This is a genomic window from Micromonospora parva, assembly GCF_000718515.1.
GTDB classification, from domain to species: domain Bacteria; phylum Actinomycetota; class Actinomycetes; order Mycobacteriales; family Micromonosporaceae; genus Micromonospora; species Micromonospora parva.
This window is the reverse complement of the sequence record NZ_JNZS01000008.1, coordinates 226955-243248: the sequence shown is the minus strand read 5'-3', so window position 1 is coordinate 243248 and position 16294 is coordinate 226955. Positions and strand designations below refer to the sequence as shown.

Below are 16294 nucleotides of genomic sequence, written 5' to 3'. Positions count from 1 at the left end.
GCTTGGCCGGCTCGTCCTAGCCCGGCGGGGCACGGGTTGGAGCCGTCCTGGGCGCGGCCAGGTGATCGATTGGGGCCGGGAGTGTGGTCAGAGCACGTGTAGGGCGGTGCAGAGCCAGCGGCCACGACGGTGCTCCAGGCGTACTGCCATCGCCCAACTTCGGCCGCTGGCGCCGGTGAGGACGGCTGCCGCCTCCACAGCGGTCTCCCTGGGCTCGCAAACTCGCAGGCGTAGCAGCCGAACCAGTGGTCGGCCGGTGCGACGGCGGGTTGTCCCGGCCCGGCCGGACGCGCGGGCGAGTTCGGTCAGCAGGTCGGCTGCTCGGGCCGGGTCGAGCAGCGCTCGCACCTGGTTCGGCGAGCGGTAGCCGTTGACCACCTCCACGCACGTGCCGACGAAGCGGTGCGCCGCTCGGGTGGTCTCCGGAGCAGCCGTCGGCGGTAACGACGCGACGGGATGGGTGGCGGGTCGGTTGGGCACCGGGCGCAGCGGTGTTCGGCGTTCCGGCGGCCGGAGGGGGAGGGGTCTGGTGGAGGCGAACAGGTCGAGGGCGAGCTGACCGTCGGTCGGTGCTGGCCAGTACGCCCCGTCGGTCTCGTCGACGTACGGCGGGTCGAAGGGCGGGACGGGGCGCAGTCGCACGGGTGGTCGGGAAGGACCGGGTCGTGCTCCGCTCATCATGGCCCCCTCGATCTTGCGTTTGCCTTCGTTTGCCTCCGACAAGCTCGATTCTGAGCGAGACAACTGCCTCGGTCAATGGCTTCCCGGTACCCACGACCAACAAAGGCCCTTGATCCACTCGAGTTTCTTGATGCCGCGGTATCGCGGCGGCCTCGATGCCCCGACTTCCGTAAACCCGAGTGGATCAAGCCAGGTCGGACGCCCGGACCGCCCACGGCCGTCAGGCGAAGGGCTGGCTGAGGGGTCGATCGTGACGTGGGCTGCAGGTGACTCGGCCGGCGCGGCGCGAGCGGCTGGCGGGCTGGTCGTGACGCGAGCAGCAGGCAGGTGACTCGGTCAGCGGGGCGCCAGCGGCTGGCGGGCTGGTCGTGACGTGGGCGGCGGGCAGGCACGGCCGTGGCGTGAGCGGCAGGCAGGCGGCTCGGCCAGCGCGGCGCGAGCGGCAGGCGGTCTGGTCGGGACGTGGGCGGCAGCCAGGCGGGCCGGCGGGCCCGACCGGATGGGCTGGGCCGCTACTCGGGGTCCCTGTCGATGAGCGGATTGCTCTGCACCCAGTCCGCAGTTTCGTCGTATTTGCGCGTTATGTACTCTTCCAGGCGGGTCCGCTCGACGCGCCACTGGCCGCGCCCGCCGATCTTGATCGCCGGCAGTTCGCCGCTGCGCACCATGTGGTAGACCTGCGAATCCGACACGTTGAGCTCGGCAGCCACGTCGGAGAGCAGCAGGAACCTCGGCTCCACAGGAACTCCCGGTGTTGATGTCGTTTGGCTCAGTTTGCCACCGACAGCGCTGACCGCCCAGCACCGGCCCGGTTCGGCGGCCGACCGGCAGCGCGAGACACACCGGGCGGGAGCTTCCTCCGGCCGGAGGCGAGGTGTATGACGGTCACGGCGTGCGGCATGATCTGCGCCCGTGCCGGCGGCTGCCGGTGGAGGACGACGCGGGGAGACGACCGGTGACCGACGAGCTTGTCCGGGTGTACGTGCCGGCGACCGTACCGATGCTGGCTCGGCTGCGTGAGGAGGGGCTCGCCGCCGACCAGGCGCACGCCGTGACCCCGGCGCTTCGCGAGTGGTACGCGGAGGGCGACGAGGAGGAGTTGGAGTACGTCGCGTTCACCCGGGCTGCGCAGGACGCCCTGCACCTGCTGCGGGCCGACCCGAGCGCGCCCCGCCGTCGCGTCGTCGTCTCGGTCGACCTGCCGTCGGGGGCGATCGGGCGTGGCGACGGTGAGTTGGGCTCCAGCACTGTGGCGTTGACCGGTGCCGTGCCGGTGGGCGCGGTGGCGGCCATCCACGTGGACGGCGCGGACGCGGTCGAGGAGATCGGCGCGGCGGCCGACGTGGTGGCCGAGGCGGCGGCTGGTGACCCCGACGCCCAGTTTACCGTCGACGGCGCCGAGGATCACGAGCTGGAGTGGTACGACGTGACGGAGCTGGACCAACTGCTCCGCGCCGCCACCTGAGCCGACACCGGCCGGGACCGTCGAACACCGCGCACCGGCCGGGACCGCCTGACGTCGAACGCCGGCCGGGACCGCCGGACACCGGCCCGACGCCGGGTCAGCGAGTTGGGTCCGCCTTTGCCGGGTCCGCGTCGACCGCCTGAGCGTCGTCGGAGGTCTCGGTCGGGTCCGCGTCGTACGCCTTGGCGTAGCCCGGCTTGTCGTCCTCGGGGTCGGCCTGGTCCGGGACCGGCCTTGGGCTGTCGGCTGGTTCGTCGTCGTCGCTGTGGGCGGGGCTGAGCGTGCGGCCGAACGCGATGAGCGCGGTCAGCGCCCCCACGAACAGCACCCAGATGCCGTTGTCCACCCGGGAGGTGCCGAGTGAGGTCTGCGCCACCGCGTCCGCCTCACTGAGCGCGCTGGCGAGGTCGAGCAGCGACCGGCCGCCGACCCGGATGATCACCTCGGCGAGCAGCAGGAGGAGCCCCGGCCCGGCGCCGGCGAGCAGGTACGCGGGCCAGCGCAGCGCCGGGGCGTCGGGATCGCGGCGGACGGCTCGACGTCGTGCCCAGGTCAGGTAGCCGAAGGCCAGGAGGCCGGCCAGGAGCCCGGCGACGAGCGATTCTGTGCGGGACACCCACTTGGCCGCGCTGATCAACGATTCCTGGCTGTCGCCGGCGCCAAAGAGGTCGAACAGCGGGTCGCGGGCGCGGCTGAACGCGACCACGAAGATCAGGGTGCCCAGCGCGGCGGTGACCACGGCACCGATCGCCGGGGCGGTTCGCGCGGCGGCCAGCGCGCCCCCGATGATCGCCGCTGCCGCGGTCGTGCCGGCGATCACGTTGGTGGTGGACGTGTCGAAGTAGGTGAGGTTGATGGCCACCGCGGCGGCGAGCCCGACCAGCATTCCGCCGCCGATCGCGCCAGCGAAGCGCAGGGTGGCCCAGTCGCCGTACCGGCGGGCCAGCAGGTTGCCACCGGCCAGCGCGACGGCGGCCCCGGCCACCAGCGCGGCCGAGATCACGCCGGGTAGGGCGAACGCGGAGAGGCTGATCGCGGTGACGCCGGCCGCCGCCGAGGTGATGGCCTCCCGGGTGGACCAGAGCATGGCGGCCAGCCAGCCGAGCGCCAGCAGCGCGAGCACAGTGGCGCCGGGGGCGGGCAGCGGCCGAGTGCCCGCGTTGACCGCCGGCTCGTCCGACTCGGCGGCCGGGGGGCGGCCGGGCTGCTTGGTCATCGTCTCCCCTTCGAGGCGGCAGGTCACCGACCATTCAGGGTACGCGGGCCCGCTGGGCTGCCTGTCGCCCCGGGACAGCGGGATGGATCGAGACCAGTCGGTAAGGGGAGGAGGGGTGCTGCGGTCCTTGGCGCAGGGCGGTGGCCGAGGTGGGTCGCGCGGCCCGTCGTGGAAGAATCACGGGAGGTCCCGCCGCTGCTCGGCCTCTCGTGTGGCGTCCGGTGTCCGGCCGTCCGGTCGGCGCCCGCGGGTCCGGTTTCGCCACTGCTGTCGAGATCGCCAGGAGCCCTGATGGATGCCGTGTTCTCCGTACCCGAGCCGCGCAACGAGCCGGTTCGCAACTACGAGCCGGGCAGCCCCGACCGGGACCGGCTCCAGCGGCGGCTGACCGAGCTCGCCGCCGAGCGCATCGACCTGCCGATGACCATCGGCGGTGAGCAGCGGATGGCCGGCGGCGACCCGATCAACGTGGTGCAGCCGCACAAGCACGCCCACGTGTTGGGTGTGACAGCGCACGCCACCCACGATGACGCCCGCGCCGCCGTGAAGGCGGCAAAGGATGCCGCGCCGATGTGGCGGGCGCTGCCCTTCGAGGAGCGCGCCGCGATCTTCCTGCGCGCCGCCGAGCTGCTCGCCGGTCCGTGGCGCGACACCCTCAACGCCGCCACCATGCTCGGCCAGTCGAAGACCGCGATCCAGGCGGAGATCGACGCGGCCTGCGAGTTCATCGACTTCCTGCGGTTCAACGTGCACTTCGCGCGTCGCCTGATGGAGGAGCAGCCGGCGTCCTCGCCCGGCGTCTGGAACCGCTTCGACCACCGCCCGCTGGAGGGCTTCGTCTACGCGGTCACCCCGTTCAACTTCACCGCCATCGCCGGCAATCTGCCGTCGGCGCCGGCCCTGCTGGGCAACACGGTGGTCTGGAAGCCGGGCCCGACCCAGCAGTTCGCCGCGCACTTCACCATGCGGCTGTTCGAGGCGGCCGGCCTGCCGCCCGGTGTGATCAACATGGTCACCGGCCGGGGCGAGGAGGTCTCCGATGTGGTGCTCGCCGACCCGGATCTGGCCGGCATCCACTTCACCGGCTCGACGAAGGTCTTCCAGCAGTTGTGGCGGACCGTCGGCGACAACATCGCCCGGTACCGGGGCTACCCGCGCCTGGTCGGTGAGACCGGCGGTAAGGACTTCGTCGTCGCGCACACCAGCGCCGACGTGGACGCTCTGCACACCGCGCTGATCCGCGGCGCGTACGAGTACCAGGGCCAGAAGTGCTCGGCGGCGTCGCGGGCATACGTGCCGCGCTCGATCTGGGAGGGTGGGCTGCGGGACCGGCTGGCCGCCACCGCCGACTCGCTGACCTACGGTGACGTGGTCGACTTCAGCAACTTCGGCGGCGCCGTGATCGACGACAAGGCGTTCGCCCGGCACACCGCCGCGCTGGAACTGATCGCCGGTGACGACAGCTGCCGGGTGCTGGCCGGTGGCACCGCCGACGACTCGGTCGGCTACTTCGTGCGCCCGACGCTCTTCGAGTGCGGCGACGCCGCCCACGAGACCTTCACGACCGAGTACTTCGGGCCGATCCTGGGCGTGCACGTGTTCGACGACGCCCGGTTCGACGAGGTGGTGGCGCAGGCCGAGTCGATCGCCCCGTACGCGCTGACCGGCTCGGTGTTCGCCACCGACCGGCGGGTCGTCGAGTCGGTCGGCGAGCGCATGCGCTACGCGGCCGGCAACTTCTACATCAACGACAAGCCGACCGGCGCGGTGGTCGGGCAGCAGCCCTTCGGTGGCGCCCGCGCCAGCGGCACCAACGACAAGGCCGGCTCCTGGCTGAACCTGGTCCGCTGGGTCTCCCCGCGGACGATCAAGGAGACCTTCGTGCCGCCGACCGACCACACGTACCCCCACATGGGCTGACCGGCGACGACCCGCCGGCGGCGTGCGTGAGCGCCGCCGGCGGACGCCCGGAATGGCCAATCCATCGATAGTCCTCAACGGACAGTCTGCCGCCGACAGTGCACTTAGGAAGTCCTGTTGGGTGGCAAACCGGCAAATCCTGGACGCCGCGTGCGCAAAGTGGCAGCGTAGTGGGCATGGCGGATTCCGGAGTCAACCCTACGGCGGCGGCCCTGCTCGGCCTCCTCCACGAGGGCCCGATGACAGGCGGTCAGTTGATGGCCGCCGCTGAGCGCCGTCTGGCGCCGTACTGGTCGATGACCCGCAGTCAGGTGTACCGCGAGTTGCCGGTGCTGGCTGAGCGGGGTTTTGTGCGGCTCGGCAAGCCGGGGCCGCGGATGAGCCAGCCGTACGCGCTGACCGCCAGCGGAAAACGGACGTTTTCCCGCTGGCTCGCGGAGAACCCGGGGCGGGACACCATCCGCAACCCGATAGCGCTGCGGATGGCCTTCGGCAACCTGCACTCCGCCAGCCAGCTGAAGAGCCTGTACGCCTCGGCCAACGAATACCACACCGAGGCCCTCGCCCAGGTGCGGGAGCAGGTGAAGAACGCCAAACGGGACGGCGAGACGTACGACGCCAGCGCGCTGGAGTTCGCGGTCGCCTACCACCGGGCTGCCCTCTCGTGGCTGAAGTCCGCCCCCGTCGGGTGACGATCGGCTGGTTCGCGCACCGGCAACGGGCTGCCGTGAGCCCGGGGGCGTACCCCCGATTTGACGCTGCTCCGCGGGGCTCGCAAGCTCACCCCTCGCCCGCGCAGTACGCTTGTCTGTCGTGACCGCTGCCGATTACGCCGAACAGCTCAAGGAACTCGACGCGACCCTGCGAAACATCGAGGCCGTCCTCAACCTCGACCGGCTCCACGAGGACAAGGCCCGCCTTGAGCAGGAGGCGTCCGCCCCCGACCTGTGGGACGACCAGGCCAAGGCCCAGCAGGTGACCTCGCAGCTGTCGTACGTCAACGGCGAGATCAGCAAGCTGGGCAGCCTGCGCTCCCAGCTCGACGACGCCCAGGTGCTGCTGGAGCTGGCCGAGGCCGAGTCCGACCCGGGCGTGTTGACCGAGGTCGAGTCGGAGATCACCGGGTTGACCAAGGCCATCCAGGAGATGGAGGTCCGCACCCTGCTCTCCGGCGAGTACGACTCCCGGGAGGCACTCGTCGCCATCCGGGCCGGCGCCGGTGGTGTGGACGCCGCGGACTTCGCCGAGATGCTGCTGCGGATGTACCTGCGCTGGGCGGAGCGGCACGGCTACCCGACCGAGGTCTACGAGACCTCGTACGCCGAGGAGGCGGGTCTGAAGTCGGCCACCTTCGCGGTCAAGGTGCCGTACGCGTACGGCACGCTCAGTGTCGAGTCGGGCACGCACCGGCTGGTCCGGATCAGCCCGTTCGACAACCAGGGGCGTCGGCAGACCAGCTTCGCGGGGGTCGAGGTCCTGCCGGTCACCGAGCAGACCGACCACATCGACATCCCGGAGAACGAGGTACGCGTCGACGTCTACCGCTCCTCCGGCCCGGGTGGGCAGAGCGTCAACACCACCGACTCGGCGGTGCGGCTGACGCACATCCCGACCGGCATCGTGGTGACCTGCCAGAACGAGAAGTCCCAGCTGCAGAACAAGGCCTCCGCGCTGCGGGTGCTCCAGGCTCGGCTGCTGGAGCGCAAGCGCCAGGAGGAGCAGGCCAAGCTCGAAGGGCTCAAGGAGAACGCGGCGGGCTCGTGGGGTGACCAGATGCGCTCGTACGTCCTGCACCCCTATCAGATGGTGAAGGATCTCCGAACTGAGCAGGAGACCGGCAATCCGAGCGCGGTCTTCGACGGCGAGTTGGACGGTTTCATCGAGGCGGGCATCCGTTGGCGTAAGCAGCGACAGCTCGCTAACGACGGTGCGTAACGGCGCGCGGGCGGAGCGCGTCGTCGATCTCCAGGTAGGAGCCTGATTCGACGACTCGTGCCGGATCGGCGGGGCGTGGGGCTTGGCTCAGTTGTTACACCGCGTAGACTCACCACCCGTGATTCAGCTTGAGCAAGTGACGAAGACGTACCCGAAGGCGTCCCGGCCTTCGCTCGACAACGTGTCCGTCTCGATCGAGAAGGGCGAGTTCGTCTTCTTCATCGGTCCATCCGGCTCCGGCAAGTCCACGATCATCAAGATGCTGCTGCACGAGGTGGCCCCCAACAAGGGGCGCGTCGTCGTGAACGGCAAGGACGTCACGTCGATGCGGTCCTGGAAGCGACCCCACTTCCGGCGCTCGATCGGCTGTGTCTTCCAGGACTTCCGGCTGCTGCCGAACCGCACCGCCTACGAGAACGTGGCGTTCGCTCTCGAGGTGATCGGCAAGACGAAGGCGGTTGCCCGCCGCGTCGTGCCGGAGGTGCTGGAGCTGGTCGGGCTCGGTGGCAAGGAGCACCGCTACCCGCACGAGCTCTCCGGTGGTGAGCAGCAGCGGGTCGCCGTCGCCCGGGCGTTCGTGAACCGTCCGCTGATCCTTCTCGCGGACGAGCCCACCGGAAACCTGGACCCGGACACCTCGATCGAGATCATGCGTCTGCTGGACCGGATCAATCGCACCGGCACGACCGTCGTGATGGTCACCCACGACTCCAACATCGTGAACCAGATGCGCCGCCGCGTCGTTGAGATTGAGAGCGGTCGCATCGTGCGTGACCAGGCCCGCGGCGTCTACGGGTGAGCCGGCGCTCCACCCCTGCGCAGCCTGACGACGAACACCTCATGCCGGAGACCCGGAGGAAATCCCGATGCGCGTGAAATACGTCCTGTCCGAGGTACTGGTCGGACTGTGGCGCAACGTGACCATGTCCATCGCGATGATCATCACGATGGCGGTCTCGCTGACCATGCTCGGCGCCAGCGGTCTCATGTACCGCCAGGTCGACGACATGAAGGACCTCTACTACAAGAACATCCAGGTCTCGATCTTCATGGAGCAGGAGGTCACCGAGCAGCAGCGCACCGACCTGCAGACCAAGCTCGACGGCGACCCCCTGGTCAAGGAGGTCATCTACGTCGACAAGGCCCAGGCGTACGAGCGCTTCAAGTCGATGTACCAGGACGCGCCGGACCTGGTGAACGCGGTCAAGCCGGACCAGCTGCCCGAGTCGTTCCGGCTCACACTGAACAACCCGGAGCAGTACAAGAGCGTCTACGACCAGTACAAGGACACTGAGGGTGTCGAGGAGATCGTCGACCAGAGTCGACTGCTCGACAAGATCTTCAATATCCTCACCTCGATCCAGAACATCGCCCTGGCCGCCGCCATCGTGATGGCGATCGCCGCCCTGCTGCTCGTCGCGAACACCATTCAGGTGGCCGCGTACAGCAAGCGGCGTGAGGTGGCGGTCATGAAGCTGGTCGGCGCGTCCAACTGGTTCATCCAGGCGCCGTTCGTGCTGGAGGCCGTGGTGGCCGGCCTGATCGGTTCACTGCTCGGTCTGGTGGCCCTGGTCGCGGCGAAGTATCTGCTCTTCGACGGGTCGTTGAGCGCGTTGCAGGGTCTGCTCTCGCCGATCACCTGGGGTGACATCCTGTTCATCTTCCCGGTGATGGCCGGCGTCGGTGGTCTGGTCAGCGCCGCCACCGCCTGGATCACCCTGCGCTTCTACCTGCGGGTCTAGGCACCGTACGGGTCGTCCCGTGGTCTCCCGAGGACCCTCCCGCAGCCGGAAATAAACGGCGCGGGAGGGTCCTTGTTATTCGGGTAACATGATCGATTGTCCGGCCGGGGTGAACCGGCCGCGGACGAGGGAGAGGAGGTGGCACCGATGCCACGGGAAAAGGGGCGCAAGGTGGTCGCCTCCAACAAGAAGGCGCGCCACGACTACGCGATCCTCGACACGTACGAGGCGGGCATGGCGCTGACCGGCACCGAGGTCAAGTCGTTGCGCGCCGGGCGGGCGTCGCTCGTCGACGCGTTCGCGCAGGAACGTGACGGTGAGTTGTACCTGCACGCGATGCACATTCCGGAGTACACCCAGGGCACCTGGACCAACCATGAGCCCCGGCGTACCCGCAAACTGCTGCTCAACCGGGGCGAGATCGACAAGCTCGTCGGCAAGACCCGCGAGGGTGGTTTCACCATCGTCCCGTTGCAGGTCTACTTCTCGGACGGCTGGGCCAAGGTCGAGATCGCGCTGGCCAAGGGTAAGAAGTCGTACGACAAGCGTCAGGACCTCGCCAAGCGCGACGCGGACCGGGAGATCGCCCGGGTGTCGGGTCGACGAGGCAAGGGAATGGACGACTAGTTCATCCTGTTTGTCCGGGTCGGTGCGTCGGCCCGGGGCTCGGGATGAAAGCTGTTGCGCCAGGCGTTAGTCTTGTCAGTGCCGCCACATCGGCGGCCTGTCGAGGGGGTGACTGGTTTCGACTTCGTACGCAGCGACAGGGGAAGCGAGCCGAGGAAGCCGACGTCGTCTCGAGAATCGGTCGTCGGAAACTTATAAGCGCCAAGCAAAATCGCGCTGACTTCGCTCTCGCCGCCTGAGGCGAGTAGCTAAGTCTGTCGGCCTGGGAACGCCTTCGTCCCAGTAGCCGGCATCAGCTAGGAGGCTGGCCAATCGGACCCGGTCGCGGGGTCCGTGCGGCGAGATTAATCAGCGACTGGGCCCGTCACACCAACTTGCTCGCGTGAGCGGTGGGGCCGAGTAGAGGCACAGCGAGCTGCGCTCGGAGAAGCCCTGACAAACCGGCGAAGGACCCGGGTTCGATTCCCGGCACCTCCACCACCTCGAACGAAGCGCCCCGGCCACCGGCCGGGGCGCTTCGTTGTGTCGACGGGGTCTTACGCTGCCCCCTGTGACCAACCGAGAGCTGCGCCTGTCGGTCGGCGCGTCACCCGGCCAGCGGGTCGTGGCGGTGGTCGCCGGCGTCCTCGTCGCCGCCATCGGCGCGGCGTTCGTGGTGCTGCCCCTCGTCGCCGACGGGCTGCTGCGCCGGCTGACCGGACCGGGTGACGCGTTCGCCTCCTATGAGGAGGCTCGCGACCTGCCGCCGGGGCTGCTGCCACCGGGGCTACGGGACTCCGCTGACCCGAACCAGTCCGGTCCCAGCCCGCTCATCGGCCTGTGTGGTCTGCCCTTCGTGCTGCTCGGCCTCTACCTCGTGTTACGGGTGCTCCGAACGGCCGTCTGGTTGGACGGCAGCCGGGCGCGGGTACGCGGGGCGCTGCGCACCCGCACCGTCGACCTCGCCACCGCCAGGATCGAGGCGGGCGGGACGTCGTACCGCAAGGCGGGCGACGTCGACCCGGCCGGCGGGCCGCAGATGCGGGCCATTCTCGCCACCGACCCGGCCGGTACGCGAGGGGTCACCATCCCACTGCGCGGCATGGGGCTGCCGAGCCTGCCGCCGACAGAGCTGCGGGCGCTGGCCGAGGCGATGACGGCGGGCCGAGGGGGCGACGGGCGGGACGACGACACCCGTGCGGTGGCCGACCACCTGCGCCGCCTGGCGGAGCGCCGCTGGACCGACTGAGGCTGATACGTCCAGGCGGCTCGTGGGGACTGCGGACGCGGTACTGCTGCGGCTGGTGGGGTCAGTGGGTTTAACGCGGCAGATGAGGCGATCCAGGGCCCTGGACAGGGCGGCCGGGCAGGCTCACCATCGCGGTATGGGGTAGCAGCGCCGCGCGGGAGGTGCCATGGTCACCGGTCCGATCCAGCAGCCGTCACTCGTCGCCCGACCGCGCGTCGCGCATCAGGTGGGGCGTCCCGCCGATCCACCTCCCCTCGGTCTACCCGGCGAGCCGCGCCCCGCCGGCCTCGCCGGTGACGTGCACGCCCTCGGCCGGGCCGTCGCGGTCGCCAGCACCGCGCCGCGCTGGCGCGAAGCCGTTCTTCTTCGACTGCGTCCGGTGCGCCAGGGTTTCGCCGAGCACGTCCGGGCCACCGAGGGCCCCAGCGGCCTCTACCGGGAGTTGCTCACCCAGTCGCCGCGACTGGACCACGGCGTGCGGCTGCTGACCCGGGAGCACGCGGCGATCGTCGCCGCGATCCTGGCGGCGCAGCAGATCGCCGAGCGGCCCGAGGCGCACCCCGACGAGCTGCGGCACCGGGTCGGGCACCTGCTGCGGAAATTGGCCCGGCATCGGCGGCGCGGCGCCGACCTGCTCTGGGAGGCGTACCAGACGGACCTGGGCGGCGAGACCTGAGGGAACCGGCCGGTCGGCGGGCGCGTCGAACCGCACATGCGTCGACTCGCCGTGCTGCTCGTACTCCCATTGCTGCTCACGGCGGGCTGCGCCGCGACCGACACCGGTCCGGCCGACGCCCCACCCAGCCCGGCGCGCGACGCCGAGGCGTTCGACCAGCGGGCCGCTCAGGTCGCCGAGGCGTGGCGGCCGGGCCCCGACTGGCGCACCGCCTACGTGCCGTTGGAGGGGCCGACACTGCTCACCGGCGACCCGGGCTTCACCCCCGACACCGAGGCGGCCTTCCGGGCCGGGTGGTACCGCGCGCAGGTGGCGATACCGCCCACCCGGGTCGGTGGCGAGATCCGGTTCCCGGACGGACGGCTGACGCTGCCGTTGATCAGCGCCGCCGAGGCGTACCGGCAGCTCGACACGGGTGACCCGCTGCCCTGCCCGGGACGGCCGAAGCAGCCAGGTCGGCCCACCCCCGGCGGCCCCACCGTCGAACCAGGGCCGGACGGGTGGGTGACGAGCAGCACGCAGACCGCCTGTCTCCCGCTCACCGTCACCGCTGTCACGTTCGACACCGTGCCGGTCCGCACGAGCCGCGGTGTGGCGCAGGTCCCGGCCTGGCTGTTCACCATCGAGGAGCTGACCGCCCGGGTGGCCCGGCTCGCCGTCGCGCCCACCGCGGTCACCAAGGTTCCCGAGCCCACCGCGCCGGCCCGCCCCCTGCCGGACGGGTTGGTGGCGGCCCAGGACCTGGCGGCCGTCGACGACACCCGGCTGACAGTGCGGCTCGGCGTCGGCGCGTGCGACACCGGGATCACCCCGCTGGTGTGGGAACGGCCGGACGTCGTGGTGGTCGGTGGTCGCGTCACCCGGGCCACCGGCGAATGCATCGCCCTGCTGAAACTGGAGCCGGTCACCGTCACCCTCGCGACGCCGCTGGGCGCCCGGCCGGTGCTGGATGTCCACACCGGCGCCCCACTGTCGATCGCATCGCGCTGAACGACCCGGTTCAGAGGATGCTGGGCACGTCCGTGCTGATCGGCACCGGCACAACCGTGGGACGGTCGGCGCCCAGCCCGGCGGTGAGCGCCGCGCCGAGCTGATCGGGGGTCTCCACCACCTCCGTGGCGCAGCCGTAGCCGGCCGCGATCGCGACGATGTCCAGACCCGGCAGGTCCAGGCCGGGCACCCCGGGAGTGTGCTTCAGCTCGGCGAACGCCTTGAGGATGGCGTACTGCTGGTTGACCGGGACGACGACCACCACGGGCAGTGCCAGGCGCGCGGCCGTCCACAGCGCCTGCACCGAGTAGTGGAACGAGCCGTCGCCGACCACCGCCACCACCGGGCGACCGCGCCCGGTGTCCCGCTCGGCCAGGGCGACGCCGATTGCCGCCGGCAGCCCGTAGCCGAGGCCGCCGCTGGCCATGGTGAAGTACGACGCCGGGCGGGTGATCCGCAGCTGACGGCGCAGTGCGGACAGATTGGACGGTGACTCCTGCACCAGCACGGCGTCGGTCGGCCAGTGCGCGGCCAGCGCGGCGAACAGGGCGTCGGCGCTCAGTGGGGTGCCGACCTCGGGCGGTGGTGGTGTGTCCCGTCGTGCGGGCGCCGGCCGGTCACTCGGCGGCACCCGTTCGACCAGCGCGTCCAGGGCCAGCCCCGGGTCACTGAGCAGACTGTCACCGACCGGGGCTCGGGCGGCCTCGTCCGGGTCGTCAGTGACGTGCAGCAGGCGGGCGCCGTCGGGCAGGTGCCCGCCCGGCACGTACGGGTAGTAGCGGAAGACCGGGGCGCCGACGACCAGCACCGTGTCGTGTCCGCGCAGCGCCTCGGCGAGGGGACCGATCGCGTACGGCAGCACGCCACGGAAGTGCGGGTGGTCCTCGGGGAAGACGGCCCGCTCGGTGGCGGGGGCCGACCAGACCGGCGCGGCGAGCCGTTCCGCCAGCGCCACCGCGGCCGACCAACTCGCCGAGCGGTCCACCCCCGGCCCGTACACGAGCGCCGGGTTGCGGCTGCCGGCCAGCACCGTGACGAACTCCGCCAACCGCTGCGGGTCCGGTGCGAACCGGGTGGCCACCGTTCGCGGCGCGGGCGGCGGGTCGGCTGGCTGGGCCCAGTCGTCCATCGGTAGGGAGAGGAAGACCGGCCCGGCCGGTGGCTGCACCGCGGTCGCGTACGCCCGCAGCATGGCCGCCGGGATGTCCTGCGCCCGCGCCGGCTCGTAGGCCCACTTCACGTACGGCTGCGGGAGTTCGGTGGGCCGGCGGTTGGCCAGCCGGGGTTCGAGGAGCAGCATCTCCCGGGTCTGTTGGCCGGCGGTGACGATGAGTGGGGTCTTGTTGTGCCAGGCGGTGACCAGGTTGCCCATGCCGTTGCCGGTGCCGGGGGCGGTGTGCAGGTTGACGTGGGCGGGCACTCCGGCGGCCTGGGCGTAGCCGTCGGCCATCGCCACGGCCGTCGCCTCGTGCAGCGCGTGGACGTAGTGGAAGTCGGCCGGGAAGTCCTGGAGGAACGGCTCCTCGGTGGAGCCCGGGTTGCCGAAGACGGTGGTCAGGCCGAGGGTGCGGAGCACGTCGTACGTCGCGTCCCGGACAGTTGCCATCGCCACCCGCCTCCGTGTCGCGGGCAGGGACAACCGTGATCGCCCTCCCGATCAGCCGAATCTATCGGGATGTGACGGACCTTTCGGGCTTTTCTCAGCGGTCGGTGCTCCGGAACGGTCGATCACCGGGAGGTCTGCCAACCGGTGCATCGGCCCTTCGTCTCAACTGTCTGATCACCCGCCGGTCAGACCTTAGCCAGCGCCCAGCACGCAAGCTATGGTGCCAGGCATGGCGTTGACAGCGCGGCGGAACCCGATGCGCCGGGCGGATCCGGTCGAGGACCGGCCCCCGGGCCGGGCTCACGGTTGACGGGTGTGTGGCATGCAGGGAGAGGGCCAGGCGATCGGCGGACGAGCGATGGAGTCGATGACCGGGCGGCTGCTGGTCGCGACTCCGGCGCTCAAGGACCCCAACTTCGACCGTACGGTGGTGCTGCTCGTCGCCCACGAGCCGGGCGGCGCGCTCGGCGTGGTGCTGAACCGGGCCACCGAGGTGCCGGTAGCCGACGTGCTCGGTGACTGGAGTGACCTGGCCCGCCACCCGGCGGTGCTCTTCGAGGGTGGCCCGGTGCAGCCCGACTCGGCGATCTGCCTCGCCCGGATGCGCCACCCGATGCGTCGGCTGAAGGGCTTCCACCAGGTGTCCGGGGCGGTCGGCACGATCGACCTCTCGGTCGACCCGGAGCGGTTGCGGGAGAGCATCGGTGGCATCCGGGTCTTCGCCGGCTACTCCGGCTGGGGCAGCGGCCAGTTGGAGCAGGAGATCGCCGACGGGTCCTGGTTCGTGCTGGACGGGCTGCCCGGGGACGCCTTCGTCGACCGGCCCGACGACCTGTGGCCGATGGTGCTGCGCCGGCAGGGCGGGATGATGGCCGCCGTCGCGCACTTCCCGCCGGACGTGGCGCTCAACTGACCCGGCTGTGGCGGGGGACCCCGCGAGATGACCATGCGAGCGGGTCTGTGTATAGTTTCCCAGTGCCCGGGCGACCGGGACAACAGCAAGGGGCCGTGGCGCAGCTGGTAGCGCACCACACTGGCAGTGTGGGGGTCAGGGGTTCGAGTCCCCTCGGCTCCACCCTTGAGAAACGCCCTGGCCGGGATGATCCGGTCAGGGCGTTCACTGTTTTGAGCCCTGCCGTCGTAAGCGCCGTGCTCACCCCTTCGCCAGTGGTCGGTAATACCCAGAGGGCTGGGGATTTGCGATGACACCACCTGATGCGTCAGGAGGTGGCGTTTGCTGGCCGGAGCGTTCATTCGATGATCTACGCATCACTCGAATGGCTTGTTGCATCCACCACCAGAGCATCTGCGGCCGTCGGGACATCTACCGCAGTCCCGGAGTGCGGCCACCGCGACCCTGAGATCTACCGTGCATTGGTACGCGGCGCACCGCCGGGTTGAACGCCCGTTCCATCGGACCGGGATCCTGTTGACGGTCGTGTGCCCGCTGCCGGTCATCCTCGGCGCTCCTGGTGCTCGCCGTGCTGGTCGTGTCCTACCTGCTGTAACTGGGGTTGGCAACCGTGCTGCGCGCGCCGTGGACGACCAGTCGTGAATCGGGCCGGTCACCAGAGACAGCGGTAGGCGGGCTTCGTCGCCTTTGGCTACCGGACGATCGGTGACCACTCCCGCTGGCTGGCGATCGTCACCCCGGGGGTGCGGTAATAGGGGTCCGCGGCGACGATCGCGGCAAACGCCTCGGCGTCTGGGACGTCAAAGACCAGGAGTGCTCCGGAGTCGTCGGCGAACGGCCCGGCCATGACCAGCTGGCCCTCCTGATGCAGGGCCTGGAGACGCTCCCGGTGCGCCGGTCGAGCGGCGAGCCGGTCGGGTTCGTCGCCGAAGGACAGCTCCAAGATGAACACCGGGTCCTCCTCGTCGGGGCGATCTCTCGAAGCATCTTAGTCAATCCGCATCGTCACCACCGTCTGGTCGCGGGCGCCCCTAGCGGTGGTCAGGGATCGACGATCCCGATTGCCGCGCACGCCTGATGCTCCAATTCGTCGAGGTCGTAAGAGTCGGGGCGTCCGGTCGAGGCCGAGTTCGGTGTGCACGATGCTAGCGACGAGACGGAGCCGGCCCAACGGCCGCCAGCGCCGCCGCGCAGCGGGCGTGGAACCGCTTCCGGGATCACACCGTCGGGTACGGCTACAAGCTCTGGCGACCGCGGAAGTGCCCCGGTGATCCCCGCCGTCCGGGAGGCACCGG

The 16294-nt window shown here is 70.5% G+C and carries 16 protein-coding genes, 1 tRNA gene and 1 other RNA gene; 13 read left to right on the top strand and 5 right to left on the bottom strand.

Features of this window, described 5'->3' with window-relative positions:
• Positions 1 to 87 precede the first annotated feature (87 nt).
• Positions 88 to 681, bottom strand: a complete 594-nt coding sequence (locus IF22_RS0112670) for an Rv3235 family protein (protein ID WP_030331505.1) — start codon at positions 679 to 681, stop codon at positions 88 to 90.
• Positions 682 to 1193: 512 nt separating this feature from the next.
• Complete coding sequence (locus IF22_RS0112665) at positions 1194 to 1421, bottom strand: helix-turn-helix domain-containing protein (RefSeq protein WP_030331503.1); 228 nt, start codon at positions 1419 to 1421, stop codon at positions 1194 to 1196.
• A 215-nt stretch (positions 1422 to 1636) separates the two neighbouring features.
• Between IF22_RS0112665 and IF22_RS0112660 the strand changes: the two genes are divergently transcribed.
• A complete protein-coding gene (locus tag IF22_RS0112660; RefSeq protein WP_030331501.1) occupies positions 1637 to 2146 on the top strand; it encodes a DUF6912 family protein in 510 nt (169 codons plus the stop codon).
• A gap of 97 nt (positions 2147 to 2243) precedes the next feature.
• On the opposite strand, the gene IF22_RS0112655 is transcribed toward IF22_RS0112660, so the two are convergent.
• Entirely contained in the window at positions 2244 to 3362 is a 1119-nt protein-coding gene (locus IF22_RS0112655; RefSeq protein WP_030331499.1) for a hypothetical protein, read from the bottom strand.
• Positions 3363 to 3653: 291 nt separating this feature from the next.
• On the opposite strand from IF22_RS0112655, the gene pruA reads away from it, so the two are divergent.
• From pruA to IF22_RS0112610, 10 genes are all read left to right on the top strand, one after another.
• Complete coding sequence (pruA, locus tag IF22_RS0112650; protein ID WP_030331497.1) at positions 3654 to 5282, top strand: L-glutamate gamma-semialdehyde dehydrogenase; 1629 nt, start codon at positions 3654 to 3656, stop codon at positions 5280 to 5282.
• Between the two features lie 176 nt (positions 5283 to 5458).
• A complete protein-coding gene (locus IF22_RS0112645; protein ID WP_030331495.1) occupies positions 5459 to 5974 on the top strand; it encodes a PadR family transcriptional regulator in 516 nt (171 codons plus the stop codon).
• Positions 5975 to 6095: 121 nt separating this feature from the next.
• Complete coding sequence (gene prfB / locus IF22_RS0112640) at positions 6096 to 7217, top strand: peptide chain release factor 2 (RefSeq protein ID WP_030331493.1); 1122 nt, start codon at positions 6096 to 6098, stop codon at positions 7215 to 7217.
• A 118-nt stretch (positions 7218 to 7335) separates the two neighbouring features.
• Positions 7336 to 8016 carry a cell division ATP-binding protein FtsE gene (ftsE, locus tag IF22_RS0112635; RefSeq protein WP_030331491.1) on the top strand — a complete coding sequence of 227 codons (681 nt, stop codon included), beginning with the start codon at positions 7336 to 7338 and terminating at the stop codon, positions 8014 to 8016.
• A gap of 67 nt (positions 8017 to 8083) precedes the next feature.
• Positions 8084 to 8959 carry a permease-like cell division protein FtsX gene (gene ftsX / locus IF22_RS0112630; RefSeq protein ID WP_030331488.1) on the top strand — a complete coding sequence of 292 codons (876 nt, stop codon included), beginning with the start codon at positions 8084 to 8086 and terminating at the stop codon, positions 8957 to 8959.
• A gap of 147 nt (positions 8960 to 9106) precedes the next feature.
• Positions 9107 to 9586 (top strand): SsrA-binding protein SmpB, encoded by a 480-nt coding sequence (smpB, locus tag IF22_RS0112625; protein WP_030331487.1) that lies wholly within the window; start codon positions 9107 to 9109, stop codon positions 9584 to 9586.
• A gap of 104 nt (positions 9587 to 9690) precedes the next feature.
• Positions 9691 to 10066, top strand: a transfer-messenger RNA (tmRNA) gene (gene ssrA / locus IF22_RS34360).
• 70 nt (positions 10067 to 10136) lie between these two features.
• Entirely contained in the window at positions 10137 to 10814 is a 678-nt protein-coding gene (locus IF22_RS0112620) for a hypothetical protein (RefSeq protein WP_030331485.1), read from the top strand.
• 166 nt (positions 10815 to 10980) lie between these two features.
• Positions 10981 to 11490 carry a hypothetical protein gene (locus IF22_RS0112615; protein ID WP_081883810.1) on the top strand — a complete coding sequence of 170 codons (510 nt, stop codon included), beginning with the start codon at positions 10981 to 10983 and terminating at the stop codon, positions 11488 to 11490.
• 36 nt (positions 11491 to 11526) lie between these two features.
• Entirely contained in the window at positions 11527 to 12480 is a 954-nt protein-coding gene (locus IF22_RS0112610) for a hypothetical protein (RefSeq protein WP_030331482.1), read from the top strand.
• Between the two features lie 10 nt (positions 12481 to 12490).
• Here IF22_RS0112610 and mdlC read toward each other — a convergent pair whose 3' ends face one another.
• Entirely contained in the window at positions 12491 to 14086 is a 1596-nt protein-coding gene (gene mdlC / locus IF22_RS0112605) for a benzoylformate decarboxylase (RefSeq protein WP_030331480.1), read from the bottom strand.
• Between the two features lie 322 nt (positions 14087 to 14408).
• Between mdlC and IF22_RS0112600 the strand changes: the two genes are divergently transcribed.
• Both IF22_RS0112600 and IF22_RS0112595 read left to right on the top strand, forming a co-directional pair.
• Positions 14409 to 14999 carry a YqgE/AlgH family protein gene (locus tag IF22_RS0112600; RefSeq protein ID WP_030331478.1) on the top strand — a complete coding sequence of 197 codons (591 nt, stop codon included), beginning with the start codon at positions 14409 to 14411 and terminating at the stop codon, positions 14997 to 14999.
• A gap of 89 nt (positions 15000 to 15088) precedes the next feature.
• Positions 15089 to 15161 (top strand) — tRNA-Ala (locus tag IF22_RS0112595).
• Between the two features lie 529 nt (positions 15162 to 15690).
• On the opposite strand, the gene IF22_RS0112590 is transcribed toward IF22_RS0112595, so the two are convergent.
• Entirely contained in the window at positions 15691 to 15951 is a 261-nt protein-coding gene (locus IF22_RS0112590; RefSeq protein WP_030331476.1) for a YciI family protein, read from the bottom strand.
• Positions 15952 to 16294: the final 343 nt, after the last annotated feature.